This is a genomic window from Spirosoma endophyticum, from assembly GCF_900112365.1.
In the GTDB taxonomy this organism is placed as follows: domain Bacteria; phylum Bacteroidota; class Bacteroidia; order Cytophagales; family Spirosomataceae; genus Spirosoma; species Spirosoma endophyticum.
Map to the genome: position 1 here is coordinate 53,803 of NZ_FOLQ01000010.1, position 18,019 is coordinate 71,821.

An 18,019-nucleotide genomic window follows, 5' to 3' on the forward strand; every position below is an offset into this window, starting at 1 on the left:
ATTTCTCCGCCACCCACACCTTATACGGATAAACCCCCGATTGCCGAAGGTGTGAAAAGGGATAGCAATGAAGTAAACCGGCTTCGCGTTTTTATTATTTTATACTCACTACTCGGCAACAGGTCGTTTAGGCAAACTTTTCTAGTTGCTTCACCAGTACGCCAAAATCCTTTGGGTAAGGGGCTACGAAGGTTTGCTCTTCACCGTTCAGCATGGTGAACGTTAGCGAGTAGGCATGAAGGGCAACGCGGTTGATCAGAGGTAGTTCTTCCGTGCCTTCTTTCAGGTTGAATTTTCGCTTTACTTCCGATAGATAGACCGGTTTTCCGCCATAAGTCGCGTCGTTGACAATGGGCGCTTTCAGGCACATCAGATGCACGCGAATCTGGTGCATCCGTCCGGTGACAGGCATACATTCCACCAGCGTCGTGGTGCGGTATGCCTGCAACGTATTGAAAATCGTTTCGGCAACTTTCCCATGCTCGCGATCAATCCGAACGGCGGTTCCATCCTTGAGGGGCGAGATGGGCAGATACACCGAAATGCCTTCGAAATTATGCACCCCATTCGTAACGGCGTGGTAGCGTTTTGTTACCTCCCGGTGTTCAAACTGCATCGCCAGATGTCGGTACGCGTCCGGATTTTTGGCAATCGCCAGAATGCCCGACGTTTCTTTATCCAAGCGATGACCGAGTTGGGCATCAGCATGATAGGCTTTCGCCAGTCGGATAATGCTCTGTCCACCCCGATCAGCCGTACGTTCGTCGAGCGACGCTACACGGGGCGGTTTATTGATAAGTATATAATCCTCATTCTCGAACACAATGAGGTCTTCAAAATTCAGTTTCATGGGTATAAGTCAAGAGTCGATAGTCAATAGTCGGCAGTTTTGATATGTGTCATAAACACTATTGATCAACGACTGCTGACCATTGACTGAAAGAAACACAAAAAGCCTCCTCCTGATCGGAAGAGGCTCAGAGATACTATCTTGCGAAAGACTATACCGTCAGCGTACCACGCTCGTAAGCCTTCTGAAGCGTTGCTTCCAGACCGTTTTTGTTGATGGTCTTAATGGCTGACGTAGCCACTTTCAACGTAATCCATTCGCCGGTTGATTCAACAAAGAACCGCTTCTTTTGCAGGTTCGGGAAGAATTTACGTTTCGTTTTATTATTAGCGTGAGAAACGTTGTTTCCCGTGCGTGTGCGTTTTCCTGTGATTTGACAAACTCTGGCCATTACCGTACTCGTTTTCCGTATGAGGGCGCAAAATTGGCTAATTAATTCATAATCTGCAAGTCATTCTTCCTTTTTTTTGAATCCATAGGGACAGTGACGGCAGCCACTCCGGCAGCAATACCCCCGTTTGAGGTGATATGTAGCGGTAAAAACCACAAACCCTTCGGGCGTGTAGTAATAGTCGTCATTGGCCAGACCGGGAATTTTCTTTTGCTTCGACGAGGGCATCGGGTTTTGGGCGTCTGTGGAAGAAACTGTATTTTTGAGAGGAAACGGACCATGTCGCCGGTTAGTTGCAAAACACGAATTGACTTCATCAACGTCTTTCACTTTAACCGCTTATCGCCATGATACACGAACCAACAACGCCCATCTCGTCTGCCGATCAGGCCATGCAATTAGAATGGCAGTACGGTGCACATAACTACCATCCCATTCCGGCAGTGCTGACGCGGGGCGAAGGCATCTACGTTTGGGACGTGGACGATAAACGGTATTTTGACTTTCTGTCGGCCTATAGCGCGGTGAGCCAGGGACATTGTCACCCACGTATTATCAACGCCATGATTCAGCAGGCGCAACAGCTTACGTTGACCTCACGAGCGTTCTACAATGATAAAACCGGCCTGTGCGAAAAATACCTGTGCGACTATTTTGGTTACGAAAAAGCACTGATCATGAATTCGGGCGCTGAAGGGGGAGAAACCGCTTTGAAGCTAACCCGCAAATGGGCGTACAAAGTCAAAGGTATTCCGCAGGATCAGGCCAAAGTCGTTTTTGCGGCCGGAAACTTCTGGGGGCGCACACTGGCGGCTATTTCATCGTCAACTGATCCCAGTAGCACCAATGATTTCGGCCCATTATTGCCAGGCTATGTCATTATTCCATATGACGACCTTACTGCGCTGGAAGATACGTTCAAACGTGATCCGAATATTGCCGGATTCATGGTGGAGCCCATTCAGGGCGAAGCGGGCGTTGTGGTGCCGAATGAAGGCTATCTGCGCGGGGTACGTGACTTATGCACAAAATACAACGTACTGTTCATTGCCGACGAAGTGCAGACGGGCATCGGACGAACGGGCAAACGAATCGCTTGTGATCACGAGAACGTAAAACCTGATTTGCTCGTGCTGGGCAAAGCGCTTTCTGGAGGCACCATGCCCGTATCGGCCGTGATGACCTCCGACGAAGTGATGCTGACAATCAAACCTGGTGAACATGGTTCGACCTACGGCGGAAATCCGCTGGCCTGCGTCGTAACGATGGAAGCGCTTCAGGTCGTTGAAGATGAAAACTTAACCGAGAACGCAGCCGTGATGGGCGATATTTTCCGTGCCCGTATGACAGCGTTAACCCACAAAACAGACCTCGTTAAATCAGTACGTGGGAAGGGCTTGCTCAACGCCATCGTCATTAGCGAACGTCCTGATCTGGGTGAAGAAACGGCCTGGGAAATCTGCCTGAAATTGAAAGACAACGGCCTGCTCACCAAACCGACCCACGGCGATAAAATCCGGTTTGCGCCCCCGCTCGTCATCAACGAAGATCAGATGCACCAAGCGTGTGATGTGATTGAGAAGACGATGCTGGCGTTTTAACAATAAAGGGTAAATCAGGGAATGGAGATACTCTCTGAATGAATATTGTCTATTCACTCTTTCAGAGAGTAGTATTCTACCGAATCGGATCACCGTTTTTGAACGTAGCGCTGATGCGCTCCCCGTCGGCAAAGTAATACGTCCCTTTACCATTGGGGAGGTTTTTCTGGAACCAGCCTACATATTTATCGCCGTTCTGGTAGTAGTAAACACCGTAGTCGGAGCGCAGATTATCGCGGAAATTGCCTTTATATTTCAGCTTTCCGTCGGCGTAATATTCCAGGCCTTCGCCGTGCTTGTCGCCTTCTTCAAACTCACCAACGTAGCGTTCACGGGTTGGGTAAACAAACACACCGGTTCCATCTTCGCAATCGCCGGAAACACAACCGACTGTTGCGGTCTTCCGGGCAGGTGCTTTGGGTGCAATAACAGACCGCGCTGCAACTGCCGGAGCGTTCGTTGGTACGATGGCTCTTGGCGCCATAGCCACTGGCGTTTTGATGCTGGTTCTACTTTTGGGGTACATTGATTCGGCCTCCAGCCAGCCTTTGCGAATGGCGTCCAGACGGGCCAGTTTCGCGGGGTGCGTCGACGTAGCGTTTTCGTCACCCATTGCCTTTACGGCAACCATAGACTCCGGTAACGACGCTCCCAATTGGTGTAACACAAAGCCCGAAAATTTATCCGCTTCAATTTCCTTTTGCGGCTGACCACCATGCCCGTCAATGGTGTGCCCTTGCAGGTGGTGCCCAATTTCGTGCGCCATGATACTAATGGCCGACCAGTCGGTTTCAGTTTCTTCTTCAATTTGCGCCATGAAGGCGCCATCGTAAACAATGAATCGCTGACCTTTAAGCACCGTAGCGAAGCAATTGTCGGTATTGGAGCACTCAATGACTTTAAAGTTGCGCATCAGCCCGATGGGTTTTAAAATTCGGTCGACAACCCGTTCGGCGTGCCCGTTGGACTTAGTTGTAGGTGAGCAGATAACTTCGGGGCTAACTCGTCCGCCGGTATAGTTGCAGATAAAGGCGCTGGAACCGAAGGGACGTATCGGTCCGCTTTGTTGGGCTACTAAAGGGCTACTGATAGCCGCACTTAACAAAAGAATGGGTAGGGATAAAGCCGCTCTCACAGGCATAACCAAGTCAGGTTAATCGTTCAACACGGCAGAATAACGAATGAAATAGGGAGCGTAGTTTGTAACGTTTTTAAAAAATGTAGTTGTTGCTATTCGATTAATATGGGCAGTAAATGCTTAATGACTCATAGTCAGCACACGTTGATAAACTTCCAGGGTTTGCGTCACCACTTTTTCGGGCGAAAATGCTTCCTGCCGAACGTAGCCTTTCTGACGTAACGATTGGCGAAGTGCATCATCCAGTATAATCGTTTCGATCTGTTGCCGAATGGACGTCTCCGATTCGGGGTCGAAGTAGAGTGCGGCATCCTGTGCTACTTCTGGAAAACAGGACGTATTGCTCAACACAACCGGGCAGCCCGTGGCAAAAGCCTCCAGAATAGGAATACCAAATCCTTCATAAAGTGACGGATAGACGAAGGCCAGCGCGTGTTGGTATAAACGGTATAAAATCTGATCGTCAATGGAATAATACATTACCTGACTGGCTACTCCCAGACTATCAATAAGTTGGTTCTCTTCTGGATTAAACTCCCCACCGCCCCCGCAAATCAGGTGGAGGTGGGGATATTTTTTGAGGAGTGGAGCAATAGCCTTAAGAAACGGCAGGAAGTTTTTATAACTACCCCGTGCGCCTACATAGAGTAAGTAAGACTTGGGCGTCTTGATCTGAAACGTATCGGGTACAGACAGGCTTCGGAAATTAGTCGCGTGATGGATCGCGGTAATTTTATCCGGCTTAATCTGGAAAATTTCGATCAGGTCGTTTTTTGTGTTTTCTGAAACGGCAATTATATGGGCTGATCGGTCGAGAAGAGCCTGCTTTAGTTCTTTAGACGCGTTATCTAAATGACCGAATTTATCTCCGAATTTGTCTTTGGTCGCATCATGATACGTTAGGACGAAGGGCTTATTGCCAATGAATTTCAGGAAATAAGGGTGGAAAAACGTAGGATGGAACAAGTCATAATCTTTTTGCATCAACTGAACCGAGCTCCATAACCGATTGATCTGCGAAAACAACATGCTGGTGGGCATATAGCCCAGAAAGTACCGGAACGATTGCGTGTGGAACCAGGGGCTGTTTTGCAGGTATACGTTGTTAGAAAACCGGATGGCAAGTTTGGTTTCAACACCTTTTTGCCGAAGCGCCACCATCAGGTTGTAAAAATACCGGGCTACCCCTCCAAATCGCGACGCTGTAAAAGCCTGATGATCGTATAGTATCTTCATTACAGTCGCAATTTTACGCATAAACTTACTGTCATTACTAGCCACAGTTACTTAAACCGCTGTATGGCTACTTTTCCTTTTGCACCAACAGCATAGCAAGTGCCTTTTACACAGGCCATTGAATGAAAGCCTTCTGTATCGAGTCGTTGCCAGGTTTGGCCCTGATCGGCGGATAAACTCGTTCCCGAAGGACCAACGGTAAGCAGACGGTCGCCAGGAAGCAGAGCAACCGCTTCTTTCAGGCCGGGCGGGTCCGTTTGCGCAACGACTTGCCAGGTTTTTCCACCATCGCGGGTGATAGCCGCGTTCGGGCCAGGTTGCTGTTCCTGTTTGTAATTGCCACCCACAACCATTCCATTTTTATCCGTAAAAAAGTGCATGCCAAACAAGCCGGTAGCTTCGCCAGCTGGCAGGGCTGTATTGCTAACTGCCCAGGTTCGGCCCCGGTCGCTGGAATGGAATACGCGCCCAACCGATCCGCCCCCCGACGCAAGCCAGACATTACGTTTCCCCTGAACAACCAGACTGGTGCCGCTGGCGGCAAAGGCGGCTTCGTTGGCGTCTAGTCTTGGAAGGGCATCCGGCGAAACAGGTTGCCATGTTTTGCCACCATCATCCGTCGTGAGTATAAACCATTTTCCGTCAATGGGATCGCTAAATACGATGCCATGCGTGGCATCCCAAAAATCCATGCCATCAAAAAATACGCCTTGCTGTTGGGTCTGATATAGTAACGACCAGCTCTGACCGCCGTTTGTAGTCTTATAAATTCGGGCCTGACCTTTCTCGGCCGGGCCAGCACTCATCAATATGGCCGTCTGGGCATCAAAAGCCTGTACATCCCGGAAGTCACAGTCGTTTGCATCAGGTACGGTGCCTGTCTGCCAGGTTTTCCCCCCATCTGCCGTTCGAACGAACGTACCTTTTGTCCCACCAATCCAGGCAACGTCGGGATTGGCGACACTGACGGCCCTAAAACTGGCATCGGTGCCAACCGTTTGGGGCTGCCATTGGGCAAGTGCCGGAAAAAACACGAATAGGTAACAGCAAAGACCAGGTAGAAAATAATTCATAGCAAAGAAAAAGCCAGTCAGTAAATGGCTGGCCGATAGTTAATTAGATAAATAACCTCAATGTATTTCGCTTGCTTTGTCAGCGGCCCAAAGGAGCTGTCTGTTGAGTTGCTGCTTTCAGGCGCTCAACTTCCTGCGCCAAACTATCTGCTTTGAAATAGTAATACAGACCGAGTATCAAAAATACTTTTGACAGAATAAAGACAGCGATGAAAGCAGTTTTCCAGTGTTTATGGACCTGAATGTGCGTATTATTTACCTCGACATTTACGTAGTGAGGCTCATTTGAACGGGATTCGGTCGATTTCTGCGTGAATTCTTCACGAGTAGGTTCCTCCCATTTTTTGATTTCTGTTTCGCTGATACGTAACTCAATTTTTTCCCGTATCTCCGGTGGAGGAGGCACAGAGTTTTTCAGGAAATAGGCTTCCATTTCCGTTTCGAGTTCGGCTAGCTGGTTTAATACATCTGCATCAGTGGCCAACAGGTGCTTTAGTTCCTCTTGTTCTTTTTCAGTAGCCAATCCTAACAGATGCGCTTCCAGAATACCACTTGTCAAATATTGATAGTTCTTCAAAGTCAATTCAGTTAAGACGAACGAAGTTGCTTAAAATACGTGTAGATAGTTTTCAATACGTTCGTTTGCGAGAGTTGCAGTTTATCCGCAATTTCCTCGGTCGTATATCCCTGATAAAAGGACAGATTGAAAACGAGTTTTTCTGTATTTACGTTCGTTTCAGGCACTTGGATTGGTTGCGGCTGATTTAGGGCTGTAGCTCTCGGTCTTGCGTCGAGTGCTTTGGCCCTGGCTAATCGAATGATTGGGCCAATTGCCTGAGTAGAGCCTTCAGCAAGCGAATTAATCTGTGGCGATGAGAATACATCGATCAACACCGTTTGCGCTAACTCCGGTTCTGGAATTATCTGTAAAATAATTCCATAGGCTATAGAGCCATAACGATCATACAGCGAAAGCCGGTCTGCACTTCGCATGACTTCCTGAGCATTCCGTTTCCTATCTGGTTGTTTCAATGCACCCATCCAACTTCATTCATTAAAAAAACAATGCGGGCTAACGGTAGGCGCACTACCGTAAACATCAAGCGTTCCATAGAGCTTGTACCGGAAGCCACGCACGGTTCCTGAGTATATTGAATTTAACCGTGGCATGGGATAAAGCGGAAGGCCTACTAACTAGAGCAATGCAAGTTATCTAAATATGTTAACTTTTGTATTATGTTCGTCATAAAAGTAAACTTAAATTGATTTTTCGGGCTCCTCTGCTATATTTAGACTGCCACTTATTTACCGTAATGGTGTCGAATACTATCGCTCATGACTTGATACAGTTCGGCTAATTTCGGCTGGTCAGCTAAAAAAGCCAGATGATTTTCAATCGTTGTCAGGTCACCACGACGGGCCGGTCCCGTCTGCACGTCAGCCGGATTACTGGCGGCTAGACCTTTTCGAAATGTCTCGGCAATAATTGGCCGGAGCAGATCGAATTCCAGATCATCCCGGATCGTCAGCTCCCGGGCCAGTGTTAGTAAATGATTGGTGAAATTACAGGCCAACACAGCCGCTACGTGCAAGGCCTGGCGTTCTTCGGAGGTGATCAGGTAAACAATGTCACTGATGTTCTGGCCCATTTGAACCAACAATTCTTCCGTTTCTTTGTCGGAGGCTTCAAGGCAAAGTGGAATTTCATCGAACGCCATAAAAGACAATCCCTTTGTGAAGGTTTGAAGCGCGTAGAAAACACCCGTGTGGACAGGTACGTCGCTATAAATGGCCATCCACTGCTCCAGCAGTTGAAGTGATTGCCCACCCGACGTATGCACGAGAATCGCGTCTTCGGGCAGGACCAGCCGTGAGCAAACGTTTTCGAGGGCATCATCAGAAACGGCCAGGATAAATAATCTCGATGGGCTGTCGGCAAAGTTCAAGTCCGAATGCGTGTGGGCGTCAAACAGATTACTAACGAGTTGACGACTATGCTGAAGCTGACGGCTAAAGACCTCATTAATATGATGACCGGCATTTTCCAGCGCCGGGGCGAGATGCCAGGCGAGGTTACCTGCACCGATAAACGAAATTTCCATACTCAAGTATAGACTATTTTCAGTAAATCAGCGCCGTAGCCTCGCAGTTAAGTGTATTTGAGCCTAAAATGGATAAGATTTCCCGCTTATATCCATCAATTAGAAACAGTTGACTAACCATTTGCTTCCTCAACGAGTTATCTCGGTTACCAGGCATTCCAACTCTTGGTTCAACGCTATAAAACGCTATTATCCTCAATATGGAAATTCTGGTCCTGCTTTTATACGGACTGGCACTGATGTTGTTGTTTTTTTACAACTGTGGTCAGTTAAGCCTCATTATCATTTACATACGTTCGGAACAAGAACGAAGGAAGGCCGCTCATTCGACTAATATACTGTCGCCAGATAAACTGCCTCGTGTAACGGTACAATTACCCATCTACAATGAACTGTATGTTGTTGAGCGATTAATCGACGCCATCGTACGGTTGGAGTATCCAAAAGATAAGCTCGACATTCAGCTCCTGGATGACTCGACGGATGAAACGGTTGAGTTAATCGCCCGGAAAGTAAACGAATACAAACAGCAGGGCTTCGATATCGAACACGTCCGCCGACCGGTTCGCACGGGTTTCAAAGCTGGGGCTCTTGCCTACGGACTTGAGTTTGCCAAAGGCGAGTTCATTGCCATTTTCGATGCTGACTTTGTGCCTGATCCGGAATTCCTTATTAAGACGATACCGAACTTTGCTGATCCTAAAGTGGGTATCGTCCAGACACGCTGGGAACACCTGAACGAAGATTTTTCGCTGATGACCCAGTTGCAGGCCTTTGGACTGAATGCTCATTTCACCATTGAGCAAAGCGGACGTAATGCCGCCGGATTTCTGGCCAATTTCAACGGTACGGGGGGCGTTTGGCGTAAAGTGGCTATTGCCGATGCGGGTGGTTGGCAGAGTGATACGTTGACAGAAGACCTGGATCTAAGCTACCGGGCTCAACTGCGGGGCTGGAAATTCGTTTACCGCGAAGACATCGGTTCCCCTGCCGAATTACCTGTAGCGATGAATGCGCTGAAATCGCAACAATACCGCTGGATGAAGGGCGCGGCCGAGTGTGCCCGGAAGTTATTCGGTAAAGTACTTCGAACGCCCGGAGTATCCTTCACGATGAAACTGCACGCGTTTTTTCACCTGTTCAGCAGTGCTACGTTTATTCTAGTGCTGATTCTGGGCGTCATGAGCGTACCCCTTATTTACATTCGCAGCCATCATCCGGAATGGGAATGGGTTTTCTATGTCATTAATCTGTTTCAATTCAACTTACTGATTCTTATTACCTTTTACGGTATTCCTCTTTGGTTCCTGAAGCCAACGACTAAAACCAAACTGGTGTGGTATTTCCCAATGTATTCTTCTTTGATGATGGGCTTGTCGTTGCACAATACCATTGCGGTTATTGAAGGATATATAGGCCGAAAGACTCCGTTTGTGCGGACGCCAAAATTCAACGTTACCACATCTGCCGATCAATGGGATGCGAATGTATACGTAAGTCGTCGAGTGAACTGGCTGACGGTAGTGGAGGGATTTCTGTCTATATATTTTTTAGGTGGCCTGGTTCTGGCTGTTTATATCCATGATTTCCGCATGTTCTTTTTGCACATCATGCTCATGGTTGGCTTTGGGATGGTATTCATCTATTCGATCGTTCAGGCCGGGCGTCGACCGGGGGTAATTCGTGCTTGAGAACCAATGGTATAGGACTTACTAAGGAGTATAAAAATTAACGTACAATGGGCTAAGGCTCGGTGCAGTGTCTCAACAGGAGGACATTCGTGCTGAACTTTAGCCCATTGTGCATTAACATAAGGTGACATTATTGGTAGAACATTGTCTTATATTCGTACTTTTACGATTCATTTTGGTGAAAAATGGCTTGCCAGGCTTAAATACTACCGAATAAAAAAATCTATCATTGGATTAGACGATTGGCCTGATTTTGGCCGTTTGTTAGAAGAACGTACCGTACGCTACTTATACTGAACCTGAAAGTACCCTCAATGGTGAACCCCTACTTTGTTCACAATCCTATTGTCAACCACTTTATTCCCACTGTTAGCCGGCTTCTGTTCGCTCCGAATGGATGGTTAATGCTGGGATTCTGGTTGCTTTTAGGGGTGGGCACAAGTGTCGGGCAAGACCAGCCCGCAACAGCGCCCACCCGCCGAGCGGCCCCTAGCCGCCGACAGCAACAAGTCGCTACTGACTCTGCGAGAGCCCAGGCTCGCCGTCGAGCAGTTGTGCGGGCAGACTCTGCTAAACAAGCGCTTCAAAATCGTACCGATAGCATCAGAGCATTACGTAGTGCTAACCGCCGGGCCACCGTTAACTGGGCTGACCGGCGAGCGACGCGTTTTTCGGAACGACCGTCTAAATCACCATTTATCCTACGCGACCCGAAAGGGATCGCAACGGAATTTCAGCTTAGTCCCGATGGGAGCATTGGTGTAGCCGAACGGGTAGGAGGTGCCACGAGTCCGGGCGCTGGTACGCTTACGTCGGGAACTGCCGTGCCCGGTCAGTCTGTGCCGGGATTGGCCTTGCCGCCCTCTCAATTTGGATTGCCGTATCGACCCGCTGAGACCATTCCCTTTTCGACCTATAACCAGTTACAGAATCAGCGCGTTGAGAATACACTCTGGCGTGAATACAGTGCTAAACGTGATGGCCAAAGTGCCTTAAGCGGACGTGGGCTGATTCCCAAACTCGAACTACCACCGGTTATTGATCGACTCTTTGGAGGTAGTAATGTGGATTTCAAACCCAATGGTTTCGTAACGCTCGACTTTGGGTACCTCTATCAATTTATTGACAATCCCGTATTGCCGGTTCGGCAGCGTCGGAATGGTAACTTCCTGTTCAATGAGCAGATCAATATCAACTTCAATGGCAAGATCGGAGAGAAATTAGGCATTCTGGCCAACTTCGATACGAAAGCCAGTTTCAATTTCGAGAATGCCCTCAAACTCAATTACAAACCTGGTGGAGGTCTGCCTGCTTTCGGGTCAGGGCAGGGGTTGCCCAGTATGCCGGGTTTGCCTAACGCACCAACGTTGCCGGGTTCCAGTAGCCTGACAACACCCGGCGGTTTTACCCCTCAGAATGAAAGTATTCTGCAAGGACTTGAAGTGGGTAATATCAACTGGGCCGTTAATAGCCAGCTGATTCCGGGTGTCCAAAATCTATTTGGTATTAAAACCCAACTGCGTTTTGGCCGACTCAATGCTACGTTGGTTGCGTCGCAGCAGCGTTCACGGAAAAGCGAGATCGTCCTACAGGGTGGTACGTCGAACCGCGTCTTTGAAATCCGGGCTGATCAGTATGACGAAAACCGACACTTCTTCCTGTCGCAGTTTTTCCGGTCCCGCTATGAATCCTCACTGAAGACATTGCCGCAGGTGACGTCGGGTATCAACGTAACGCGTATTGAAGTCTACGTTACGAACCGAACGAATACCACCACGGCCCTGCGCAACATCGTTGGATTTCAGGACATAGGCGAAGGCAATCCCTATAGTCAGACAAACCCCAACCTGCTGCCATTCTCACGTAGTAACCTGACCCCCACCGACAACGCGGCCAATGGACTTTACAGTAAACTAACGGCCAATTCAGCGAATCCGCTACGTCAGGTGGACCGCACAAACGATGTGCTGACGTCTACTTATGGCTTGGCGAAGAGCACCGATTATGACCTGCTACGTACGGCAAAACGCCTGACCGAAGCCGAATTTAAACTCCAGGCCGATCTGGGCTATATATCACTCGTTACGCCCCTGCGTAACGACGAAATTCTGGCTGTTTCTTATGAATACACCTACCAGGGCCAGAAGCATAAAGTGGGTGAACTAACCGAAGATTATCAGGCGCGCAAAGATGATGAGGTGTTGGTAATGAAGCTGTTGAAATCAGCTACGTTGCGCAACAACCTTCAGTTACCGATGTGGAACCTGATGATGAAAAACATCTATTCGCTTAATACATCACAGATTACCCGGCAGGGATTTCAGTTGCGAGTGATTTACAAAGATGACGTAACGGGTATCGATAATCCCAACCTTCAGGAAGGCCGGAGAACGCAGAACCGACCGCTGGTGCAACTGTTTGGCATGGACCGGCTCAATCAGCAGTTGGACGCCCAGCCCGATGGTAATTTCGATTACGTCGAGAATTACACCATCGACAGCCGGTATGGAAAGATTATTTTCCCGACGCTGGAGCCGTTTGGGTCGTATCTGGAAAAGCAATTCGATCCTGATGAGGATAATCTTAAAGCGAAATACGTATTTAGACAGCTATACAGTGGCACTCAAACGGATGCCGCACAGATTGCCGACAAGAACAAATTTTTCCTGAGGGGTTCGTTCCAGTCGAGCAATGGAGCCGAGGTGCAACTGCCTTATGGAGTCAATGAGCAGTCGGTTACGGTGACGGCGGGTGGTGTGGCATTGATGGCTGGCCAGGACTACGTGTTTGATGCCCAGACGGGAAGGCTACGTATCACAAACCCGAGTGTGAGCAACTCGGGCCGCGAAATCCGTATCGGCTACGAACAGCCGGATTTGTTTCAGAACCAGATTCGGACACTTATCGGTACACGCTTGGATTATGCCGTTAACCGCGACATAAGCATTGGTTTGACGGCCATGCACATGAAAGAAACCCCCGCTGGGTTCCTGACTCGTGTGGCGCTTGGTAATGAACCAGTCAACAACACCATTTTAGGATTGAATGCCACCATTCGTAAAGATGTACCCAGTCTGACGCGTTTGCTGGATAAATTGCCCATCGTACAAACCAAAGAGCTATCGACCCTACAGGCTACGGGCGAGGTAGCTCAATTGTTTCCCGGTACGAATCCGCGTGCCAACAATGAAAGCTTTTTGGATGATTTTGAAGCCGCCCGGACGATTTTTGACCTCACGCGTCAGCCAATACGGTGGCGGCTTGGCACGACACCGCAGCAGTTTCCCCAGGGCTCGTTTTCTGATCCATTGCCATTTGCCTACAACCGTGCCCGCATATCGGTTTACTCCGTCGACCCGAGTCTCTACGCGGCTGGTTCGCTGGGTGCCGTGTCGACTGTCGATCCCGACGATGCGAGGAAACACGTATACGAACGCTATTTTCTGCCTCAAGACTTGTTCCCCGGCCGTTCAGCACGGCCCGTGCAGTTGCCCGAAACCATCCTGGATGTAGCCTATTTCCCCAGTGAACGGGGAATGTATAACTACAATACCAATCTGACGGCGGCCGGTCTGCTGACGAATCCAAGAGGTAATTTCGGCGCTGTAACACGGGCTATTTCTTCTGACAATGATTTCGACAATGCCAACATCGAGAACGTAACGTTCTGGCTTATGGACCCGTTTGTGCAGGGTGAGGCCGGGAAAGTTCGTGCCGGTCCCGATGCCACTCAACAAACCAATAATACAACGGGTGGTAAGTTGCTCTTTAACCTCGGCGATATTTCGGAAGATGTTATGAAAGACAGCCGTTACGAATTTGAAAACGGCTTTCCGCTTAGTGATGATGTCAACAATCCCCGGATTGGCGGAGTTGAAACAACCAATTGGGGGAAAGCGCCCACGCAGCAGTTTGTAACGAATGCCTTCCAGAGTGGCTCCCGGGAACGGCAGGATATTGGTCTGGATGGATTGAGCAGCCAGCCGAATATTCCGACGGGCGTTACGTCAGAGCAGGACTTCTTCAGAAATTACCTGGCGGCCATTCAGACAAGAGTTACCGATCCTAATGCACTGGCCGAGATTCGAAGAGACCCTTCCGGGGATGATTTTCAATTTTATCTTGGTGAAGAAGCAGACCAGCAGAAGTACGTAGTCGCTCGCTACAAGAGGTTTATGGGGATGGAGAATAACTCGCCCGAAAACACGACGACGAACCAGTACCTGACGCCTGCATCCTCGACGCTGCCTGACATTGAAGATTTGAATATCGACAATACCATCAATGACAACGAGGCCTATTATGAATATGAAATTGACCTTCAGCCGGGGAAACTCGAAGTTGGTCAGAAATACATTGTTGATAAGGTAACCGTTCCATCGGAAGGGGCACCGGGTGGCGTAGTGACCTGGTATCAGTTCCGGATTCCGGTGCGGGAACCCGCGCGCAAAGTGGGTAGCATCAGTGGCTTCAAATCCATTCGATTCATGCGGATGTACCTGACTAATTTCGCTGAACCAGTGGTGCTACGTTTCGCGGAGTTGCAGATGGAGGCCAACCAGTATCGTAAGTACACGGGTGACCTTACACAGTCTGGCTTACAGGAGGTTCCCGAACCTTACGATGCCAATTTTACCGTTTCAACGGTTAACGTTGAAGAAAACAGCAGCACGGCAGTCACCGTTGCGGGGAACGATAAATATATCTACTCAGTGCCACCGGGTTACGTTCGTGACCGCGATTATACACAGGTCACTACGGTAGAACTGAACGAGCAGTCAATGCGCATGAGCGTAACAAACCTGCGTGATGGTGACTCGCGCGGAGCGTTCCGAAATACTAATTTTAATCTGTTATTCCGGGAGCGGCTGAAAATGTTTGTGCACATGCACAACCCTGATAACGAGAGTGGACAGGTATCTGCCTTTGTTCGGCTTGGTACAGATTACACGAACAATTACTACGAAATCGAAATTCCGAACTTGATTGCGACCCCTCCCGGTACCTCGGACGCGGCTGCGGTCTGGCCTACCTCTGGCGGGCTATCGGGCGGAAATGATCTGGATATAGCCTTAGAAGAATTGATTAACCTTAAAGCCGATCGCAATCGCCAATTGACGCGCCAAACGTCATTGGCCTTTTCGGAAATGTCGGCCAGTGGTCGTTATCGACTTACGGTCGTGGGCAACCCGGATCTGAGTTCGGTACAGTCCATCATGATTGGGATGCGTAATCCGAAAATGGCTGGTGACGGTGAGCGGCCAAAGTCATTTACAATTTGGGTCGATGAACTGCGGGCTAATGGCTACGATCAGCATGCGGGGATGGCCGCCGTTGGATCGGTGAGTGTGAAACTGGCTGACCTCGCCACGGTAACCGCATCGGGTCGCGTTACTACGTTCGGGTTCGGGGGCGTTCAGACGCGCATTGGAGAACGAGCCCTGTCAACAACCTCGGAGTTTGGCTTTTCGTCGGCTATTTCAGTCGATAAATTTCTGCCTGCGACCTGGGGATTACGTATTCCGCTTTATGTCAACTTCGATCACCGGAATATAGATCCTCATTTTGATCCGCTCGATCCTGATACACCGCTGGAGACCTCACTGTCTACCAAATCGGAATCCGAGCGGGATAGCTACCGCCGATTGGTGCAGGACAACACCATGCGCCGGGGCTACAATTTCTCGAATGTCAGGAAAGTGAAAACCAACCCGAATGCCAAAGCGCACTTCTGGGATATTGAAAATTTTGCGTTTACGTATGCCTTCAACGATACGAAACACACCAATATTCTGACCCAGGAGTACCTGCAACGGCAAAATAGAGGAGGCATTACGTACACGTACGCGGCACAACCGAAACCGTTTGAACCCTTCAAGAACGTAGCGTCGTTCGAAGCGCCTTATCTGCGCTGGCTCAAAGATTTTAATATAACGTTGCTGCCGTCTTTAGTATCGATTCGAAGCGATATGGATCGAAGTTTTATCAAGACTCAACTTCGCTCGTCGGATCTGACAACCAATGGAATTGTACCGCAGTTTGAGAAGTATTTTCTGTTCAACCGGTATTATGACCTGACTTGGAATCTGACCCGAAACCTGGTGCTGACGTACCACGCGCAGGCGAATGCCATCATCGACGAACCATCGGGCGATATTAATACCAAGGCCAAACGCGATTCGATTATCAATAGCATTAAGCAGCTTGGCCGGATGAAAAACTTCGTGCAGGACATTCGGGCTACGTATCGATTACCGCTGGACAAGATTCCATTGCTCGACTGGATGTCGGCCGATGCTATCTATGGCGTGGGCTATCAGTTTCAGGCCAATTCGTTTGGTATTGCCGATACGCTTGGCGTGCCGTTTGGTAATGTTCTGCGGAATAATCGCGAACGAGGTATAACAGGTCGGGTGGATTTGATTCGGCTGTATAATAAGATTCGCTACCTGCGCTTTGTTAATACCCCATCGCCGGTACGTAAAAACTTCGCCCGAAATCCGGGAGACATCGAAGACATTGTGCAGGGGGAGAGCAAAGTGCTCAAGAACTTTACGAGGGCCTTATTGACGGTGCGCGGGATCAACTTCTCTTACGTCATTCAGGAGTCTACGATTTTGCCGGGCTTTCTGCCAACACCACGATTCTTTGGCCTGGACCGAAACAACGCGCCGGGTCTGGGGTTCGTGCTGGGTAGTCAGGACCATAATATAGTCTACAAAGCCGCCGACAAGGGCTGGCTTTCGCCGAGTACGGTACTCAATACTGCTTTTCAGCAGAACATTACGAAGAAGTTTACGGCTAGCACGACACTGGAACCGTTCAAAGATTTTCGAATGCAGATAAACTGGCGTCTGGACCGTACAGATGCCTATCAGGAATACTACCGGCCGGGCTCACAGGGTGGTCCGTTCGAGACGTTTTCGCCGGTACGTAACGGGCAGTTCAGTATGTCGTTCTGGTCATTCCGGACCGCATTTATTGGCTTGCGTGGGGACAATACGTCTCCAATTTTCGACCGTTTTGAAGCCTACCGGAAGTTTTTTGTTGATAAGTTGACAGCCGCCAATGCCGAGAAGACGGGTAAGTATGATATTACCTCACAGGATGTATTAATTCCCGCATTCTTTGCTGCTTATAGTGGTCAGCCGATTGAAAAAGCACAGCTTTCACCTTTCTATAATTTCCCCTTACCGAACTGGCAGGTAGCCTATAATGGGCTATCGGGATTAGGCTTTATTCGGAAAAAATTCAGTGCGTTTACGATCAACCACAGCTATTCGTCAACGTACAGCGTCGGTAATTTTATCTCGAACCTGGATTACGGTGCCGCTTACGTCAACTTATCTGTTCAGGACGCTCCACTAGCTACGTCAATCAATCAGCAAGGGCAATTTGTGCCGGTGTTTGCGATGAGCACGATCACCATGTCGGAGAAATTTGCTCCGTTGATTGGAGTGCAGTTTCAGACCAAGAGCCGGGTTACGGGCCGACTTGAGTATAATCAGAGTCGCGACGTAGCACTGAGTCTGTCTAACTCACAAGTGGCCGAGTTGAGCAACAAAGATTTAACTGCTTCCGTAGGGTTTACGAAACAGAATTTCCGTATTCCATTCCGAATCAACGGAGCCTATAAAAAGCTGAAAAACGACCTGACGTTCTCCTGCAATGTGACCTTCCGCGACACTCGCGCCATTCAGCGCAAATTAGATGCTGAGCAGATCATTACGGCCGGAAACGTAAACTTCCAGCTACGCCCGCAGGTCAGCTATATCGTTAGTCGTCGGTTAAATTTCAACTTCTATTTCGACCGCACCTTCAACGATCCTCTTGTGTCGAATTCCTTCCGACGGGCAACAACTTCGGGAGGTATACAGGTGAAATTCAACCTGGCTGAGTAAGGTACTAAATCGACTTACAGCCAGCTTTCGTTCAAC

General features: G+C 49.0%; 12 protein-coding genes. 3 read left to right on the forward strand and 9 right to left on the reverse strand.

What is annotated here, in order from left to right; all coding sequences use genetic code 11:
- Positions 1–127: 127 nt before the first annotated feature.
- From BM202_RS22310 to BM202_RS38280, 3 genes are all read right to left on the reverse strand, one after another.
- Positions 128–850 carry an RluA family pseudouridine synthase gene (locus BM202_RS22310; RefSeq protein WP_093830279.1) on the reverse strand — a complete coding sequence of 241 codons (723 nt, stop codon included), beginning with the start codon at positions 848–850 and terminating at the stop codon, positions 128–130.
- A gap of 151 nt (positions 851–1,001) precedes the next feature.
- Positions 1,002–1,241, reverse strand: a complete 240-nt coding sequence (gene rpmB / locus BM202_RS22315) for a 50S ribosomal protein L28 (protein WP_093830281.1) — start codon at positions 1,239–1,241, stop codon at positions 1,002–1,004.
- Between the two features lie 60 nt (positions 1,242–1,301).
- Positions 1,302–1,571: a C1orf53 family protein gene (locus BM202_RS38280; RefSeq protein ID WP_143100728.1), complete on the reverse strand. Its 270-nt coding sequence runs from the start codon at positions 1,569–1,571 to the stop codon at positions 1,302–1,304.
- A gap of 17 nt (positions 1,572–1,588) precedes the next feature.
- On the opposite strand from BM202_RS38280, the gene rocD reads away from it, so the two are divergent.
- On the forward strand, positions 1,589–2,842 hold the full coding sequence (rocD, locus tag BM202_RS22320) for an ornithine--oxo-acid transaminase (protein WP_093830283.1): 1,254 nt from the start codon (positions 1,589–1,591) through the stop codon (positions 2,840–2,842).
- Between the two features lie 76 nt (positions 2,843–2,918).
- On the opposite strand, the gene BM202_RS22325 is transcribed toward rocD, so the two are convergent.
- The 6 genes from BM202_RS22325 to BM202_RS22350 form a co-directional block, all read right to left on the reverse strand.
- Complete coding sequence (locus tag BM202_RS22325) at positions 2,919–3,983, reverse strand: M48 family metalloprotease (RefSeq protein WP_093830285.1); 1,065 nt, start codon at positions 3,981–3,983, stop codon at positions 2,919–2,921.
- A gap of 117 nt (positions 3,984–4,100) precedes the next feature.
- Positions 4,101–5,216, reverse strand: coding sequence for a glycosyltransferase family 4 protein (locus BM202_RS22330; RefSeq protein WP_093830567.1), 1,116 nt, complete (start codon positions 5,214–5,216; stop codon positions 4,101–4,103).
- A gap of 47 nt (positions 5,217–5,263) precedes the next feature.
- The gene (locus tag BM202_RS22335; RefSeq protein WP_093830287.1) at positions 5,264–6,289 is read right to left on the reverse strand and encodes a WD40/YVTN/BNR-like repeat-containing protein; all 1,026 of its coding nucleotides are present in this window, start codon (positions 6,287–6,289) and stop codon (positions 5,264–5,266) included.
- 79 nt (positions 6,290–6,368) lie between these two features.
- A complete protein-coding gene (locus BM202_RS22340; RefSeq protein WP_093830289.1) occupies positions 6,369–6,866 on the reverse strand; it encodes a hypothetical protein in 498 nt (165 codons plus the stop codon).
- 11 nt (positions 6,867–6,877) lie between these two features.
- Positions 6,878–7,282, reverse strand: a complete 405-nt coding sequence (locus tag BM202_RS22345; protein WP_245776746.1) for an RNA polymerase sigma factor — start codon at positions 7,280–7,282, stop codon at positions 6,878–6,880.
- A 308-nt stretch (positions 7,283–7,590) separates the two neighbouring features.
- Positions 7,591–8,391 carry a Rossmann-like and DUF2520 domain-containing protein gene (locus BM202_RS22350; RefSeq protein WP_093830293.1) on the reverse strand — a complete coding sequence of 267 codons (801 nt, stop codon included), beginning with the start codon at positions 8,389–8,391 and terminating at the stop codon, positions 7,591–7,593.
- A gap of 200 nt (positions 8,392–8,591) precedes the next feature.
- On the opposite strand from BM202_RS22350, the gene BM202_RS22355 reads away from it, so the two are divergent.
- Both BM202_RS22355 and sov read left to right on the forward strand, forming a co-directional pair.
- Positions 8,592–10,082, forward strand: a complete 1,491-nt coding sequence (locus tag BM202_RS22355) for a cellulose synthase family protein (RefSeq protein ID WP_093830295.1) — start codon at positions 8,592–8,594, stop codon at positions 10,080–10,082.
- A 314-nt stretch (positions 10,083–10,396) separates the two neighbouring features.
- Positions 10,397–17,983 carry a T9SS outer membrane translocon Sov/SprA gene (gene sov, locus BM202_RS22360; RefSeq protein ID WP_093830297.1) on the forward strand — a complete coding sequence of 2,529 codons (7,587 nt, stop codon included), beginning with the start codon at positions 10,397–10,399 and terminating at the stop codon, positions 17,981–17,983.
- The last annotated feature ends 36 nt before the right edge of the window (positions 17,984–18,019 follow it).